Below are 16,527 nucleotides of genomic sequence, written 5' to 3' on the forward strand. Positions count from 1 at the left end.
CGCGCATACTAGCCAATTATTCTCACCGGCCCACCAGGGCGGTGGGAAGCGGCTTCCCGTATGGCGCAATTTGCAGCTCTGCCTTGTCGACGACCTATATTTGCTTCGCAGTCTACGTAAGTAGCTAAATTGCAAAGTCCGTCACGAGGATTCCCGTTGCTTCTATTTGCGCTCATTTCCGTCCTGAATCTCATCCTGGGATTCGCCGCCGCCGTGATGCTGGGATATGGCCCGCGTCCCTGGTGGATCTTGTTTGCCGATCGCGCGTCAGTCGGAACCGTTCGCATCGAAAAGCTCGAGGACGAACCCCCGGCAGCGGATGAAGCGACGGTCGATACGGATGACGAAGAAGAGGAAAGTGACGACGGCGATCTCGAAGAAGAAGATGACGACGAGAACGAGGACGCCGACACCAAAGAGGCCCAACTTCAAGAGATCAATGCCGAAAAGTTAGCGAAACGCTTAGAAGAAGAACAGCGCCGAGCTTTGGCGAAAGAAGCGAAAGGGCGAGCAGAGAAACAGGAAACTACCGCCAAGCAACAGCTTCCGCCGAAAGCCGAACCCAAAGCGGCGGCCGAAGCAGAAGCGGCCGCTCTCGCCCGCGAAGACGTCAACGACGACGGCGACGGCGATTTGTCGTCGCTGGTCGATAAAGAGCCTCCGGAAACGACGACAGACGATGAAGTCGCAAGTCTCTTGCGCCAAGCGGAGCCTGCGGTCGACACCTATGATGCCGACGAATCCCTGGACGAGATCGAATCTCTCCTGCAAGCCGCCGGTCAACTGGAAGCCGAGTCCTCCGAAACAGCGCCGGTCGAAGACGTCGAAGACAAGGCCGCAGCAGAGCCTGTCGTCGCCGCCGAGAAGACCGAAGCGGAACCAGCCAATTCCGAACTAAGCGCCGCTGAGATCGAAGCGATGTTTAACAGCTAGACGATCAACGCCGCCTTCGCTTCTGGTCGTCGTCAGCGAATCTGCGCGATTTCTCTTTTAAAACTGCGGCCTGTCCCATCTTTTGCGGAGATCCGATCTTCACGCTGCGCACGGGAAAAACAAGCGCCGCGCTCGCTGCAACCGCTTCTTGCTGCGCGGTCGGCGTATTTCATCCGCCGCCTAATCCGAGTAGCCTAATACGCGCCCCGGTCAATCCACATTCTCAGACAAGCCTCTTTGCAAAACGAGGTCCAGGCGGCATGGCGATTCGTAATCTCTCCAAGATCTTTCACCCGCAATCGGTCGCGGTGATCGGAGCTAGCCGTACCCTGGGGAGCGTCGGCAATACCGTCATCAAAAATCTGCTCAGCGGCGGATTTCAAGGGACCATCTATCCCATCAATCCCAAGTACGACACGATCGAAGACTTGCCGGCGTTCGGCAAGGTCGCCGATCTGCCCGAGACCCCAGATCTAGCGGTGATCTGCATTCCGGCCGCTGGAGTTCCTGGATTGATCGAAGAGATCGGCGCCAAGGGAACCCGCGGCGTCGTCATCATTTCGGCCGGGTTTCGCGAAACGGGCGCAGCCGGCAGTGAGCTGGAAGATCAGATCCTGGCCGCCGCCGCCAAGTTTGATGGTCTGCGAATCATCGGCCCCAACTGCCTGGGCGTGATGTCGACGTCGGTTCACCTGAACGCTAGTTTCGCCGCCAGCAGTCCGCTGCCGGGGCGTGTTGGATTTATCTCGCAGTCGGGCGCGCTCTGCACGTCGGTGCTCGATTGGTCGCTGCAGAAGAACATCGGCTTTTCGCACTTCATCTCGGTCGGCAATATGCTCGACGTGCAGATCGGCGACTTGATCGACTACATGGCGAACGATCCCCATACCGATTCGATCATCTTGTATGTCGAGTCGATTAGCGAATCGCGCGAGTTCATGTCGGCCGCCCGAGCGTTCGCGCGGCAAAAGCCGATCATCGCCTACAAAGCGGGACGTTTCGCCGAGTCGGCCCAAGCCGCCGCGTCCCATACCGGTGCGCTCGCCGGCGTCGACGCCGTATACGAAGCGGCGTTCAAGCGAGCCGGCATCGTGCGCGTCTTTGACAGCGACAATATGTTCATCTGCGCCGAGCTGCTCGCCAGCAAAAAGCTGCCGACCGGCGACCGCTTGGCGATTGTCACCAACGCCGGCGGTCCCGGCGTGATGGCGACTGACATGCTGCTCGAGAAAAACGGTCGCCTGGCGAAGCTCGCGCCGGAGACGACGGCAAAGCTCACGGCGTTTCTTCCCGCCGCCTGGTCGCACAACAACCCGGTCGACGTCTTGGGCGACGCCGACCCGGCGCGCTATGCTGAAGCGCTGAAGGTCACCTTGGCCGATAAAGAAGTTGACGCCGCACTGGTGATTCTGACTCCTCAGGCAATGACTGATCCGATCGGAACCGCGCGAGAAGTCGCTCAGATCGTGCAGAAAAGTCCCAAGCCGGTCCTGTGCGTCTGGATGGGGGGCGAAATGATTCGCGCCGCAGTCAACCATCTCGATGAGCGCGGAGTGCCGACGTTCACTTCGCCCGAACTGGCCGTTCGCTCTTTCATGCATCTTGTCTCGTATGCGCGTAATCGAGAGATCTTGTACGAAACGCCGCGCGACATGCCGGTCAAGTTTCCGCTGGATCGCGTCAAGCTGCGAGCTGTCTTCAACACGATCCTCAGCGAAGGTCGCGAAGTGCTTTCGGAAAGCACCTCCAAGGCGCTGCTGGAAGCGTACGAGATTCCAGTCACCAAGCCGCATGTCGCCTGGTCCAAAAATGACGCGGTGATCCTGGCCGAACGGCTGGGGTACCCCGTCGTGATGAAGATCTTCTCGCCGCAAATCACGCACAAGACCGATGTCGACGGCGTCAAGCTAAACCTCTCCAACGCCGGACGCGTCGAAGCCGCGTTCGATGCGATGATCGCTTCGGCCAAACAGAAACGCCCTGATGCGATGATCGAAGGGGTCACGATCCAAAAGATGATCTCGGTCCCCAACGCGCACGAACTGATCGTCGGCGCCAAACGAGACGACGTTTTTGGCACGGTATTGATGGTCGGCGCCGGCGGCATCGCGGCCGAGATCTTCCGTGACCGTGCGCTCGAACTTCCGCCGGTCAACGAACGCTTGGCGCGGCGGATGCTCGAATCGCTCCGCAGTTGGCCGCTGCTCGAAGGTTATCGCGGCCGCAAGGGAGTGAACGTCGATCGGCTGATCGAAACGCTGATGCGGATCTCTTATCTGGTCGCCGACTATCCCGAGATCAAAGAGCTCGACATCAATCCGTTGCTGGCGACCGAAGATGACGTGGTGGCGCTTGACGCGCGGATCATTCTCGATCGCGATGCATTCCTCAATCCGCCGCGCCCTTACTCGCATTTGGCGATTCGTCCTTATCCGGAAGAACTGACTCGCACCGCTTACTTAAGCGACGGAACCGAGATCTTGCTGCGCGCGGTCAAGCCGGAGGATGAGCCGCTCTGGATCGACCTGCACAATAACTGCTCGGAACAAACCATTTGGTTCCGCTTCCGCTATCTCTTCAAAGAAACGACGCACGAGATGGCGTCGCGGTTTTGCTATATCGACTACGACCGCGAAATGGCGCTGGTCGCCGAGATCCTTGACAACGGCGAGCGCAAACTGATCGGCACGTCGCGCCTGGTCGCCGATCCTGATCGCCGCGAAGCGGACTACGGCGTCCTCGTCAGCGACGCCTACCAAGGGCGCGGACTCGGCTCGATCCTGACCAACTACTCGATCAAGATCTGCAAAGACTGGGGGATGAAAGAAATGGTCGCCGAAACGACCCCCGACAATAACCGCATGATCGAGATCTTCCGGAAGTGGAAGTTTGAACTGGACTTTAAGACCGCGGATGATGCGGTGTTGGCGCGAAAGTTGATTACTTAGTCCGACATCCTGCGCGCGGCGCCATGCTCTTTTCGCGAAGACGCGGGAAGAGCATGGCGCTAAAAGCGCCGCTTTATTCGGACAATGCCATTTAAACCTCCCCCCAATTTTGCCTCGTCATTCGCGTAACCCGCAATCCGCAGATTCGTCTCATTCTTGGGGGCGCAGCTTGTCGAGTATCGCTTTACGGGAAGATCCGATATCCGCACCGCGGCTAGCTGATTGCAATTCCTATGGGCAGGTTTTTGCCTGAATTCAAGCAGTTGCGCAGCGAGTCACGCCCGAAAATGGTTGCAGTGCAGAGCAAGCGGCCTTCCTGATAACTTGGCATATCGTTTGCGTCCTTCGTCCCGCGAAGAATTCGACTCGGCCCGTTGGTAGCAAACGCGTGCGGCAATGCAGATCCTGTCAGGAACTTAACGATAGGATCTCTTGACATGGTTTGCGGCCTATTCGCTACACTGAAGATGGCAAATTGGCCCAGCGCCCTGCTCGATTTCCTCTCCGTCCTTCATCACGAAACACAGTGCTCAACTTGCAAAATCGCATGATCGAATCGTCAGCTATCAAGTCTGTTGAAACTCGCCAGAAGGCGCTTAGCGTCAACCTCGATGCGCGACGCTACGGCACCTTCGCCGAAATCGGCGCAGGGCAGGAAGTGGTTCGTTGGTTCTTCCGAGCCGGGGCCGCTTCCGGCACGATTGCCAAAAGCATGTCCGCCTACGATATGCAAGTTAGCGACGCGATCTACGGACGCGCCGGCCGCTATGTCTGTCGCGAGCGTTTGCAGGCCATGCTGGATCAAGAGCATCAGCTCAATCTGGACCGACTGACCGAGATTCGCGGCGAAACCAGCACCTTCTTCGCATTCGCTGATACGGTCGCCGCCCGCGGCTATAAAGGGGGAAGCGAGTGTCACGGCTGGATGGGAATCAAATTTCAGGCCCACCCGCGTGACGAAGATAGCCAGGTGATCATCCATGTGCGGATGCTCGATAACGAGACCGCGCTGCAACAAGAAGCGCTCGGCATCGTCGGGGTAAATCTCGTTTACGGTGCGTTCGCCTTCAATCACGAACCAGAATTGTTGGTCGATTCGCTGCTCGACGGTTTGACGACCTCGCGTATTGAGATCGACATGATCGAGTTCTCAGGGATTGCGTTTCGCCGCGTCGACAATCGCTTGATGAGTTTGAAGCTGGTCGAGTTGGGTCTCAGCGGCGCAGCGATGTTCGCCGCCAACGGCGAAGTGCTGCAACCTTCTGAGTTCCTCTACCGCAAGCCGATCCTAGTCGAACGCGGCAGCTTCCGCCCGGTCTGCAATGTCAACCTTGACATGCTGCAGTGCGCCCATGAAAAATTCTCGGAACTTCCCGCCGTCAAAGGGAAAGAAGTGGCGCAGATCATGGAGATCACCATGCGGAACCTCAAAGCCCAAGGCGAAATCGATCGCCGCGACTTTCTGGCCCGCGTCGACATCATGGCCTCTTGCGGAATGAATGTTCTGATCTCGGACTATTTTGAATACTATCGCTTGGCCGCTTACCTTTCGCAGTGCACCAAAGAAAAAATCGCGATCACGATGGGCGCCGGCAGCCTCCGTGAACTCTTCGACGAAAAGTATTACACCGAACTAGCCGGCGGCATTCTCGAATCGTTCGGACGCTTGTTCAAAAATGATCTGAAGATCTTCTGTTATCCGTTGCTCGACAACAAAACAGGCGAACTGACCACCTGCGAAAACCTGGAAATCAAACCAGAACTGCAGCCGCTGTACGGTTACCTGCTAGGACGCGGAGGGATCAATAACCTCGACAACTACGACAAAGAGTGCTTGGGGATCTTCTCTCGCGATGTCTTACGCAAGATCGGCGAGTGCGATCTCAGCTGGGAAAGAATGGTCCCGCCGTCGGTCGCTCGCGTGATCAAAGACCGCAAGTTCTTCGACTATCACTGCCCCGAAGACGAGAACTGCGCGATTCCCACAAATAAATAACGACTGCAGCGAAAGATCCCTGCGGCCGCGTCGATTCAGCGTTCCTCGTCTCCCAAGACCAGGAACGCTTTTTTTATGGGTACGCGGATTCGCTAAGTAAGTTCCATGCGCGGCGGATTGGTCCCCCCAGACAATTCTATTCGGATGCGACCGAAGGCAATTCGACGGGAACCTTATCGTAAAATGAAATCGTCGCCTTCAACTGATCTGCAAACGAATAGATATCGTTGACGCTTTGAATCGCATGCCGAGTCATATTCTTGCTGCCATCGAAGATGCCCAAATACTTTGTGCCGCCGTTGAACAACAAGCGGCAGATTGGCTTACGATTGTTGTCATCCAGAAGAACTCCGCAATAACTTTGCGTATCGCGAATAAAGATTCGTGATGGCTTAACGATCTCGCGCAGAATTGACTTCACGACATGGTAACCTTCGAGTTCATCTTCGGTCGTCTCGATTTCCTTGTCACCAGTCGCTTTAGCTGCCTCGTGATCGCCCTCGTCTAATTCGTTGGAGTATGAAGTTCCTGTCTCATTTGCGAGCGCCGTCTTGAGCCGTTTGTTAATCATCTCGCTCACAAATTCTTGAAAAGCCTGCTTGGTAATGATCGCAAACTGTTCTCGCGTTGATTGCGTAAGCCGACCGTCATAGACTCGCGAAGCGAAAAGTTTGACGAAGTCTTCGGAAGGATTTGTCCACTCCTCAATGAGAATTCGTTTGATTCCCTTTGTGTATTTGAGATCGCTTGCAGTTGAGAGAATATCTTCGATGTCAAAACTCTCTTTCGTGAACTTCTTGAGTTCACGAACCGTCTTTTCACTAATATCGGTTATGCGAAACTCTAGAAATGGACGTGCATCCATTTTGTTGGGGGCATCCAAGTCAGAGTAAATTTGATAGTGAATGCCATCCGTGAGTACGCCGAACCGAGCGTCAGTAACGGAAAAGTAGCGATATAGTTGCGACGGCGTAATTTTTTCCAAGTTCGTTCCGATCATTTTGCACTCGAACAACATGATCGGCTTGCTGTCGCTCATAATCGCATAATCGACCTTTTCTCCTTTTTTGGTTCCGACATCTGCCGTAAATTCCGGCACTACTTCGAGAGGATTGAAAACGTCATATCCAAGAGCGTGAATCAGCGGCATTACCAACGCATTTTTTGTCGCTTCTTCAGTCGTCAACTGCCCGGTCATCTTTTCTGCCCGTGCAGCCAATTCTCGAACTTTATCGACTAGATCCATGGTATCGCCCCTGATCAGATGTTGATGTGATGCGCCGTTGAATCTACCAAAGTTTTTACACGATTCAATTACTTACCTAAAAACTTCGATTGCAAACGCCTACAAGTGCACAAGTTCGCGGTGAGTATTCTCACTGACTGAAATACCAAATTGTCTGCGAGACCCCCATGACTGATAAAGTTCGCGCCTTTCTCTCTGATACCGATGACTACCGTATCGCTTTCGAAACCTGGCCAACACCGACCAGAAGGTGAAAGCGCGGGCCTGGATCGACGCGCAGATCCGGCAGCTGGCCGATACGCAATTGCTGGTCGACGCCGGGGCCGGCAACGGGGAGCTAACCAAGTATCTCGACGATCGCTTCGAGTCGGTGATCGCGATTGATCCGAATCCTTATTTGCTCGAAGACTTGAAAGTCGATTGTCCCGCCGCGCAGACGATCGCAGGCGGCATCTTAGATGCGGACGTTGCGGCGCAATCGGCGAGCCTGGTCGTTTGCTCGCATGTCTTCTATTACATTCCGCCGGCAAGCTGGCTCGACAATCTGGCGAAAATCGCCTCTTGGATTCGCCCCGGCGGACGTGCGTGGATCATTCTGCAATGCCCTGATACCGATTGCATGCAGATGCGGCGTTTCTTCCAGGAGCAGACCTTTTCGCTCCATCCGCTGTGCGAATCATTTGTCGCCCAACAGGGGAACGAGTTCACCGCGACGATGCATTCGATCGACAGCTTTATCACTACGAAAAATCTCAAAGACGCCTACGCTGTCGCCGAGTTCATGCTTAACATGCTGCCGCTGATCTCACCGCCCCTGCGGGTCGATCTCGAAAATTATGTCGAACAGTATTTTGCGGTGTCGCCGACGAGCTATCGGTTTTCTTGCACGCAGAATGTGCTGGAGCTGACGCGGAAGGGTTGATGCAAGAGGGGAACGAATTTCAAATCGCTCTGCTCTGGATCGCTTCGCAGTCGCGCGCCAAACAACTACAATGGCGATATCTCCATCCCCTTCGTCGCGACTACCAACAACTGCATGCTCGATTCCTGGAAACAAATTGACGACGACTTCAATCGTCTCATCCGCTCATTAACGGCCGCACTGAGCGATCCGCAGGTCGAGAAAATCGTCGGCCTGGCGATGGAAGCGCAAGGGACCCAATGGACCGAGCTCACGCAGTCGTTTCGCGGCTTGCCGACCTTTCCACAAAACGTCGTGCGGGTAGGACTGGCCAGCGACATCTTGACCATCATGTCGTCGGCCGTCGTCTCGGACGGACAGATTGACGACGACGAAATGCAGACCGCGTTCGATTTGTCGCGGTACCTGGTCCTGTATCTCTCGGCGCTTGAGCGTTATCGGTCCTACGCTAACCTGACCTACGACGACGTTCGCCCGTTCATGGAAACGTTCCAGCAAGACCGTCTGCCATTTGGCGGCCGCGGCGATGGGCCGACGTTTCTGCTGAGCGCCAAGCTGACGCTGGCCGTCGCCAGCGCTACCGGCGATCGCTCGCACATGCAGACGTTTGAGCGAATTATCCAAACGATTTTGAGCCTGGTCTTTGGCGGGATTCCCCGTTGCCCGGCCGAAGTTGAATTTATCGCCAAGATCGAAAAGATATTCGCCGCGCTGCAAGGGGTGAAAATCACGACCAAGTCAGGCGCGAACTCCACGACCACAACTACATCTTGGGTCACCAGCGGCAAGTCGAGCGTCGATGAGGGCTTCGCCAAACTGATCCCTGAAAAGTCGGGAGCGCCGACGACCGAAAATTCGCTGACGCCGGAAGCGTCGCTGCAAGCGGCGATGAGCGAGCTGGACGCACTAGTCGGATTGCCCGGCGTCAAAGCCGAAGTGAAACGGTTGACGGCGTTTCTGAAAATTCAACAACAACGCCGCAAGTATGGGCTGCGGACCTCGACGCAGACGCTGCACTTTGTCTTCACAGGCAACCCCGGTACCGGCAAAACGACGGTGGCCCGCATCGTCGGCAAGATCTTGTACGGCTTTGAACTGCTGAAGTCGACTAACGTGGTCGAATGCAGTCGCGCCGACCTGGTGGGCGGCTACGTCGGCCAAACGGCGATGAAGACGCAGAAGAAAATTGAGTCCGCCCTGGACGGCGTGCTGTTTATCGACGAGGCGTACACCTTGTCGAGCGGCGCCCGCCACGAGCGCGGCGATACGTTTGGCTCAGAGGCGATCAACACGCTGCTGAAGATGATGGAAGATCATCGCGAGCGTTTGGTGGTGATCGTCGCCGGCTATCCCCAGCTGATGCAGGAGTTTATCGAAACCAACCCCGGCCTACAGAGCCGCTTTACGCGCTACCTAGATTTTGCCGATTTTGGCGTGGCCGATTTGTGCCGCATCTTCGAGAAGTTTTGCACCGACGGCGAGTATGTTTTATCGCCCGAGTCCCGCGCGCTGGCCAGCATCTTATTTACGCTCGCCTACGACCAGCGCGATGAGCGGTTCGGCAACGCTCGCTTTATTCGCAACGTGTTTGAGCAAGCGATTGGCCTGCATTCAGAACGAGTTCATCAACTGCCGCCCGAGCAGATCACCCGCGAAGTTTTGATGCGGCTCGACGGCGACGACATCGCGTTTGATACGCAACGCGCGTTCGACCGCACGCAATTCGATCTTGCGGCCGCTCGTTGGCGCGGCGAGTGTGATCAGTGCCAAACCTCCAGCAGTTGTCGGCTGGAGTACCTGGGCCAACGCGTCACCTGCCGCAAGTGCCAGAACGCATTCATCTTTCCCTGGTGGAACTTGGTCGCCGATACGATCCCCGGCGTGCCCGGCGGTTGGCAGCCAAGTTCCAGCGAAGAGCGCCTCTAAAGCGAATCGGACGCATGTGATCGCGGAGGGCGAACCGGTCCAACCTCCGCCGAAACATCATCGGTTTTGCGTAAGTTCTTGCTTCAACATGTCCAAGAATTCTTCCCGCACGTTCGTGGGAATCGCGGTTGTCGCTGCAACTTGCGCCAGCACCTTCGCTTGGATGTCGGCGTCGCTCCCCAGTGACTCGATATGACGAATTTTCACCGCACAGTCGGCGACAATCCCTTCCATGCTGTCTGGATCAATGCGGTCATCTTCTTCATCACTACCAGGGTCCAGCGAACGGCTTTTTTTGAGTCGAGCGGCATTGGACGCCGCAACCCTCGCGGAGATCGGACGGACCCGTTTCAACCGATCAATTGTTTCCTCGGCGAGCGATTCGCCGGAGTACTGAAACTCAAGCGATCGAGCTTCAATCGCGGTCTTTGGACTCTCGCAGCCCAAGACGCCAGCCAGACAACCGCAGCAAGCCGCCAAGATCAGTCTTTGCAAATTCAATTTATCCATTGCACTTCAGTCTTACATTTTTGGGAGCAATTGAGGAAACGCGGGAGCCGAAGAAATGACTGAATCGGCTCCAACCAGACGCGAATTCTAGAATTTTCCGACCAGATCCCCGCCCGACGCGGTTCCCAAGGCCCACCAAATCTCGATGTCAATCGTATCGGAGACAAATCGAGCTGATCCGTCAATCATTGACATCTGCACTCCGCCTGGATGTTCGCTTGACGCTGTCACTGCACCATCCGCTTCGCTGCAGCGAAACCAATCGGTGTTGTAGCCGGGAATGGAAATCGTGTTCGGCGGCATGACAGGATGAAAAAGATGTTTTTCAAACGAACTCGTATAGATCCACGAGGATCCTTTGTTCCAACTCCAACTGGAGTAACTGATCGGATTACTTAGCCCATCGGTCACGACATCTCGAATCGAAGCGCCCGGCGTCTGAATCATCTTCGATCCGGTATAGCAGAGGTTTCGTCGGATATCGGCATGAATGCCGAGGCCGTCGTTCACTAAACTCTCGCTGATCGCGGCCGTGTTTGACAGCCCATCCGTAATGTCACGGAAGCCGACGGTATGGTTAGAACCGGCCAACCATTCTCCGCTGCAATTTCCGATGCTAGGGCCCGTATCCGACATGCGTGAGTGCGAAATAATTCCTCGCGATCGAGACGTCGTTCCTTGGCCGGGGATAGTCAATAATCGCGAAGGACCAGCGTTGGCCACATAGTTGAAATTCGCCACCCCAGGAACGCGAACGTTGGTTTCGCTCTCGCTGGGACAGAGAAAAGTTTCCATTTTGACGCGAGCGATTTCGCCGAGCGCGGTGTCGCCGTTGACGATTCCGGTCCAAGAGCTTCCTGCGCCTGTCGATTGCGCCGGCAGATAGTCATAGGCGGCGGTCTCCTCGACGTTCGGCAGGATGCCATAGTACCACGAGAGATTACCGGCATTTCCGTTTCCGCCGTAATCGTGCCCCGCGCGATGCATATGCAACGGGGTCGCTTGCCAGATGTCATGGTAAGAGTGAAACGCCAGCGTGAGCTGCTTCAGGTTGTTCGAGCATTGCATCCGACGCGCCGCTTCGCGCGCTTGCTGCACTGCGGGCAGGAGCAAAGCAATTAAGACGCCGATAATTGCGATCACGACCAGCAACTCCACCAGAGTGAATGCGGTTCGTATCCGTTTGCAGTGCATGGGAATTCGCTCCGAAAGGGAAATTGGACCTATTGGATGATTGAATACTCCTGGATTGCGTCGTTGGCGTATCGTTACGGCGTTGACGGCGGGAGCAGGAGAGATCGCATTTTGTAAGGTGCAGCGAACTCTCGCCACCGAGATTTGCGCAACACATTTGACGATTTACGCATCCGGCCTCGATCGCGCTAAAAAGGGAGCAAAAATGTTAATATTGCGTTAAATGCAATGCATTTATCATGTGCCGCATTAGAATAAAGACCTCGCCTTGCAATCGTGAAGCCCCCACGAAATGACGAATTGCGCAATCCTCCAACACTCTCCTGTCTCCCCTCTTCTTCGACTGATCGCACGACGAAGAATGTGGGCGTACTCATCGAAACGTCCACCGGCTGGGGCAACGGCATGGTCAGCGGAATCGCGAGTTACTTGGATGACTGCGGCGAAAGCTGGAACGTCTTTCTAGAACCACGCGGGAAATTCGAGCCGCTACACATCCCCAAGGGTTGGAATGGCGACGGCATTATTGCCCGAGTTAACAACGCCGAGCTTGCCGAAGAAATCCTGAAAGCAGGCATCCCCTGCGTCAACGTCTCGTGGTACGACTACGGAGAAGGAACCATCGCTCGGTGTACGCTCGATGAAGAAGAGAGCGGTCGTTTGGCTGCGAAGTACTATCTCAACAAAAAGTACTCCTATTTCGCCTATTGCGGCTCTCCCTGGCGACCAGACTACGAAGACCTGTTTGGCCGCGCTTATTCGCAATATCTGCAGACCGCTGGCTATACTTGCCATACTTATCCCGCCCCCGGTATAGATCGTCAGCAACCCTGGATCGATCAGCTACGTCAGCTAGGAACATGGTTGACAAAACTTCCCAAGCCGTGCGGCGTGCTGGCGATTGATACGCAGACGTCGCGGCAACTGATTGACGCCGCGAAGTTCGCGGAGCTCGGCGTACCGGAAACAATCGCCGTGCTGGCCGGCGAGCATGACGAGTTGGCGAGCGGCATTACGCGGCCCAAGCTGTCGATGCTCGACAATGCGGCGCATAGCGTCGGCTACAACGCCGCCCAGTTACTCGATCGCATCATGCGCGGCGAAGCCAACCGCGGCGAACTTGTCACCATCAAACCGACCAACGTGATTTCAAAAAAATCGACCGACTGGACAGTTCTGTCGGACGAACGGCTCATGCGGGCGCTCCGATTCGTACGCGACAATTTCCATCACCCGATTCAAGTCGCCGATTTGGCCGAACAAGCGGGGATATCGCGCCGCCTACTAGAGCAACTTTTCGATCGCCATCTCGAAATCACGCCGAGCAAGCAAATCTTGCTGGTTCGTTTGGACGAAGCGAAGCATCTGCTGGATCGGTCGGTATTAGCGATGTCCGAGATCGCGTCGCGCTGTGGTTTCGATTCGCCCGAAGTCATGTGCCGCGCTTTTCAACGCGAACTGCAGTTGTCTCCGACCAAGTATCGTCAAACCAGGCGCGGCGGATGATCGCATTGCGCGGCAACCAATCCTTAAGATCTCGCCTGGAAAGGTGGGGGCCGACCTCGATTGCGCTGTTCGCATCCGCGACTTCGTTCGCCGTCTACTTTTGCATGTACGCGTTCCGCAAACCGTTCGCCGTTGCGACTTATGCGGGCTACGAATTCGCCAATACCGGTATCGAACTAAAAACGGCGCTCGTATTAAGCCAATTGTTCGGCTACGTCGCGTCGAAATATATCGGCGTCAAATTTTGCTCGCAACTGCCACGCGAGCGGCTGATGGCGGCGATGATCTTGCTAATCCTCTTTGCAGAGTGCGCCCTGCTTGGTTTTGCGATTGCCCCCAGCAACTGGAAAGTGGTCGCCCTCTTCTGCAATGGACTGCCGTTGGGGATGATCTGGGGATTGGCGATGCGCTACCTCGAAGGACGTCGAACGACCGAGTTCCTGGTTGCGACGCTCAGCTTTTCCTACATCGCTTCGACGGGCTTTGTCAAAGATGTCGGCAGGTGCCTGCTCGACGGTTGGGGGGTCGATCCATTCTGGATGCCATTTTGCGTCGGCGCACTGTTTCTGCCTCCGGTCCTACTTTCGATTTGGCTTCTCGACGCCGTTCCTGCCCCCGACTTGCAAGACGAAGCGGAGCGGTCCAAGCGAACCGCGATGACCGGCAGCGATCAGTGGGCGTTCTTGGCGCACTTCTCGTTTGGCTTGATCGTGCTGACGTTGGCCTACATCTTGTTGACGGCATTTCGCGATTTTCGTGATAACTACGCGGTCGAGATTTTGAACGAAATCAAACTGGCGAAAGTGCCCGGCATTTTTACGAAGATCGAGCTCGTGATCGCCGTGGTCGTCACTTTGACATTGGCCGGCCTCAGCTTCTTCCGCCGTAATCGAAATGCGCTGCTGGCGACCTTCTCGATCATGACGCTGGGGACGCTGATGTTGGGCGCAGCGACGCTCTTGTGGCAAGCCGGTTGGCTCAGCGGACTTGCTTGGATGATCTTGGTCGGTCTCGGCGCCTATCTCGCGTACGTTCCTTATACCGTTCTGTTTGAACGCATCTTCGCCGTCACCCGCGCATCGGGTTCATCCGTATTTGCGATTTACCTGATCGACTCGGGCGGCTACACCGGCTCGGCCGCGATGCAGTTGTACAAAGACCTCTGGCACGCTGAGACTTCGAGGCTCCACTTCTTTGTCAACTTTTCACTCGCGCTGTCCATCATTGGATTTGCGATGCTGCTGTTCAGCGGATGGTATTTCATTTGCGAAGAACAGCGAACTCGCGAAGCTGGGATTCTCGCGGATGTCGCCAGCACTCATTCCCTTCCTTGTGCGGCTCCAGACGCGATGCCTGTGGGGGACGAGGAAATCGCCTAAAAGGCGCCAGCCGCGAACCTCCGTGACTCTTTTCGCCTCTGGTCGACATGGCCGATTCTACCCGTCTCTCGTTAGGAAAAATCAATGTCGATACGTCAGGTCGCTGCGCTGAGCGAGGCTCAGCTCGTTGAACTAACAACGCTCTTTCAAGATTTGTGGTGGACGCCGGGACGCCAGCTCGACGGCGTACGGATCGCCGTCGAAAACTCGTCGCTCGTGATCGGCCTGGTCGACGATGCGGCTGGCGACCGGCTTATCGGCTTTTGCCGCGTCCTGACCGACTACGTCTATCGAGCGATGCTGCACGATGTGGTCGTTGATCCCGCTTATCGCGGGCAACAGTTGGGGCGGCGGTTGATGGATGCTGTGATCGAACATCCGCGACTGCAAAACGTCGACACGATCACTCTGGCCTGCTCCGCGGACATGATCCCGTTCTACCGGCAATTTGACTTCGACCAGCAAGAGTCGGAGATCTTTACGCTGCGACGCAAAAAAATTGCGTAACATTCTCGGCTCCTTTCCGCTTTGCGAAATATCTCCCCGTTTCTGCGGGGAAATTTGATTTCGGTCGCGACGATTGGGCCAGCGTCGCCGCGGCCAGTTTTCGCTATTTAAGCAGAGAATTGGAGAGAGATATGTCGACTGCGATGGAACTAGATCCGGCCAAGATGGAGGCATTCGGCGCACGATTCTTGGAAGCGATGAACGGAGCGGCGATGATGCTAATGTCTTCGATCGGGCATCGGACCGGACTATTTGACACAATGGCCGACTTGCCGGCGGCGACCAGCGCCGAAGTCGCCGCGGCGTCTGGACTGAACGAGCGTTACGTCCGCGAGTGGCTGAACGCGCTGGTATCGGCCCAAGTGGTTGATTTCGATCCGACCGAACAATCGTACCGCTTGCCGGCCGAACATGCGGCGCTGCTAACCCGCGCGGCGACGCCGTCCAATCTGGCGTCGGTCGCCCAGTGGATCGCGGTGCTGGGATATGTCGAAACGCAAATCGTCGATAAGTTCTCCCACGGCGGCGGCGTCTGTTACCACGAGTTCCATCGCTTTCATGACGTAATGGCGGACGAGAGCTCGCAAACGACGGTGTCAGCGATGATCGAGCATATTCTACCGTTGGTCGACGGCTTGCTGGAAAAGCTGGAGCGCGGGATCGACGTGCTAGATATCGGTTGCGGATCGGCCAAGGCGCTGATCTTGCTGGCCGAGCGGTTCCCCCAGAGTCGGTTCTGCGGCTACGACCTCTGTGCGGACGCGATTGTCGCGGGTCAACGACTTGCGGAAGAAAAAGACCTGCCGAACCTGACGTTGAAAGTGCGTGACGTCGCGGAACTGATCGACTGCGATCGGTTTGATCTGATCACCGCATTTGACGCGATCCACGATCAGGCCTATCCCGATCAGGTGCTCAGCAATATCTCGCGGGCGCTGCGCCGCGACGGCATCTTTTTGATGCAAGACATTCGCGCGTCCAGCTACGTCGAGAAAAATATCGATCAGCCGCTCGGTGCGTTTATTTACACCATCTCGTGCATGCACTGCATGAGCGTCTCGCTGGCCCAAGGGGGACTGGGACTCGGCGCCGCGTGGGGCGAAGAGATGGCCCAAGAGATGCTGATCGCCGCGGGCTTCTCACAGGTCGACATTCACCGCTTGAATCACGACATCCTCAACAACTACTATCTCGCGCGCTTAGGATAAACTTTGGGCACGGCGCGGAAAGGTCGATTGAGACGGAGGGGCGACGCCGAGTTCCCCTCCGTTTTTTCGTCAAAAAACGGTGAAAACTCTTTTCGACGATCGTCTCGTCTGGTCGAATGCCGCTAGAGCCCCCTCACCAGTTTTCTAAGCTCCAATCTCTCTTCGTAGCCCGCCAGTGCAGGCGAGGGAATAGGGTTGGTGATCCAAACACGGAAGGAAGTGGCGAGCCGCATCCCCTCGCTTGCGCTGGCG

12 protein-coding genes are annotated in these 16,527 nt (G+C 56.1%); 9 read left to right on the forward strand and 3 right to left on the reverse strand.

Features of this window, described 5'->3' with window-relative positions:
- Positions 1 to 156: 156 nt before the first annotated feature.
- The 3 genes from DSM3645_RS26775 (at position 157) to DSM3645_RS26785 (ending at position 5,877) form a co-directional block, all read left to right on the forward strand.
- Complete coding sequence (locus DSM3645_RS26775) at positions 157 to 933, forward strand: hypothetical protein (protein WP_002655803.1); 777 nt, start codon at positions 157 to 159, stop codon at positions 931 to 933.
- Between the two features lie 260 nt (positions 934 to 1,193).
- Positions 1,194 to 3,881, forward strand: coding sequence for a bifunctional acetate--CoA ligase family protein/GNAT family N-acetyltransferase (locus DSM3645_RS26780; protein ID WP_002655804.1), 2,688 nt, complete (start codon positions 1,194 to 1,196; stop codon positions 3,879 to 3,881).
- A 547-nt stretch (positions 3,882 to 4,428) separates the two neighbouring features.
- Positions 4,429 to 5,877 (forward strand): hypothetical protein, encoded by a 1,449-nt coding sequence (locus DSM3645_RS26785; protein ID WP_040353427.1) that lies wholly within the window; start codon positions 4,429 to 4,431, stop codon positions 5,875 to 5,877.
- A gap of 136 nt (positions 5,878 to 6,013) precedes the next feature.
- Here the strand turns inward: DSM3645_RS26785 and DSM3645_RS26790 are convergent, their stop codons facing one another.
- A complete protein-coding gene (locus DSM3645_RS26790) occupies positions 6,014 to 7,123 on the reverse strand; it encodes a type I restriction endonuclease (protein ID WP_002655806.1) in 1,110 nt (369 codons plus the stop codon).
- A 250-nt stretch (positions 7,124 to 7,373) separates the two neighbouring features.
- Between DSM3645_RS26790 and DSM3645_RS26795 the strand changes: the two genes are divergently transcribed.
- Positions 7,374 to 8,045 carry a class I SAM-dependent methyltransferase gene (locus DSM3645_RS26795; protein ID WP_002655807.1) on the forward strand — a complete coding sequence of 224 codons (672 nt, stop codon included), beginning with the start codon at positions 7,374 to 7,376 and terminating at the stop codon, positions 8,043 to 8,045.
- A 114-nt stretch (positions 8,046 to 8,159) separates the two neighbouring features.
- The gene (locus tag DSM3645_RS29095; RefSeq protein WP_002655809.1) at positions 8,160 to 9,971 is read left to right on the forward strand and encodes an AAA family ATPase; all 1,812 of its coding nucleotides are present in this window, start codon (positions 8,160 to 8,162) and stop codon (positions 9,969 to 9,971) included.
- A gap of 57 nt (positions 9,972 to 10,028) precedes the next feature.
- Here the strand turns inward: DSM3645_RS29095 and DSM3645_RS26805 are convergent, their stop codons facing one another.
- Positions 10,029 to 10,481, reverse strand: a complete 453-nt coding sequence (locus DSM3645_RS26805; protein ID WP_002655810.1) for a hypothetical protein — start codon at positions 10,479 to 10,481, stop codon at positions 10,029 to 10,031.
- An 87-nt stretch (positions 10,482 to 10,568) separates the two neighbouring features.
- Complete coding sequence (locus DSM3645_RS26810) at positions 10,569 to 11,675, reverse strand: DUF1559 domain-containing protein (RefSeq protein ID WP_040353043.1); 1,107 nt, start codon at positions 11,673 to 11,675, stop codon at positions 10,569 to 10,571.
- 363 nt (positions 11,676 to 12,038) lie between these two features.
- On the opposite strand from DSM3645_RS26810, the gene DSM3645_RS26815 reads away from it, so the two are divergent.
- The 4 genes from DSM3645_RS26815 to DSM3645_RS26830 all read left to right on the forward strand — a co-directional run bounded on the left by DSM3645_RS26815 (position 12,039) and on the right by DSM3645_RS26830 (position 16,275).
- The gene (locus DSM3645_RS26815) at positions 12,039 to 13,181 is read left to right on the forward strand and encodes an AraC family transcriptional regulator (RefSeq protein WP_002655812.1); all 1,143 of its coding nucleotides are present in this window, start codon (positions 12,039 to 12,041) and stop codon (positions 13,179 to 13,181) included.
- Positions 13,178 to 14,560, forward strand: a complete 1,383-nt coding sequence (locus DSM3645_RS26820) for a DUF5690 family protein (RefSeq protein ID WP_002655813.1) — start codon at positions 13,178 to 13,180, stop codon at positions 14,558 to 14,560. Before DSM3645_RS26815 ends, DSM3645_RS26820 begins: the two co-directional genes overlap by 4 nt.
- An 84-nt stretch (positions 14,561 to 14,644) precedes the next feature.
- Positions 14,645 to 15,067 carry a GNAT family N-acetyltransferase gene (locus tag DSM3645_RS26825; protein WP_002655814.1) on the forward strand — a complete coding sequence of 141 codons (423 nt, stop codon included), beginning with the start codon at positions 14,645 to 14,647 and terminating at the stop codon, positions 15,065 to 15,067.
- Positions 15,068 to 15,198: 131 nt separating this feature from the next.
- Complete coding sequence (locus tag DSM3645_RS26830) at positions 15,199 to 16,275, forward strand: class I SAM-dependent methyltransferase (protein WP_002655815.1); 1,077 nt, start codon at positions 15,199 to 15,201, stop codon at positions 16,273 to 16,275.
- Positions 16,276 to 16,527: the final 252 nt, after the last annotated feature.

The organism is Blastopirellula marina DSM 3645 (assembly GCF_000153105.1).
Classification (GTDB): domain Bacteria; phylum Planctomycetota; class Planctomycetia; order Pirellulales; family Pirellulaceae; genus Blastopirellula; species Blastopirellula marina.

Bases quoted from the DNA above. Each gene is read 5' to 3' on its own strand.
- DSM3645_RS29095 (WP_002655809.1), top strand. From the start codon at position 8,160: ATGCTCGATTCCTGGAAACAAATTGACGACGACTTCAATCGTCTCATC.
- DSM3645_RS26810 (WP_040353043.1), bottom strand. From the start codon at position 11,675: ATGCACTGCAAACGGATACGAACCGCATTCACTCTGGTGGAGTTGCTG.
- DSM3645_RS26830 (WP_002655815.1), top strand. From the start codon at position 15,199: ATGTCGACTGCGATGGAACTAGATCCGGCCAAGATGGAGGCATTCGGC.
- DSM3645_RS26785 (WP_040353427.1), top strand. From the start codon at position 4,429: ATGATCGAATCGTCAGCTATCAAGTCTGTTGAAACTCGCCAGAAGGCG.
- DSM3645_RS26780 (WP_002655804.1), top strand. From the start codon at position 1,194: ATGGCGATTCGTAATCTCTCCAAGATCTTTCACCCGCAATCGGTCGCG.
- DSM3645_RS26790 (WP_002655806.1), bottom strand. From the start codon at position 7,123: ATGGATCTAGTCGATAAAGTTCGAGAATTGGCTGCACGGGCAGAAAAG.
- DSM3645_RS26805 (WP_002655810.1), bottom strand. From the start codon at position 10,481: ATGGATAAATTGAATTTGCAAAGACTGATCTTGGCGGCTTGCTGCGGT.
- DSM3645_RS26820 (WP_002655813.1), top strand. From the start codon at position 13,178: ATGATCGCATTGCGCGGCAACCAATCCTTAAGATCTCGCCTGGAAAGG.
- DSM3645_RS26825 (WP_002655814.1), top strand. From the start codon at position 14,645: ATGTCGATACGTCAGGTCGCTGCGCTGAGCGAGGCTCAGCTCGTTGAA.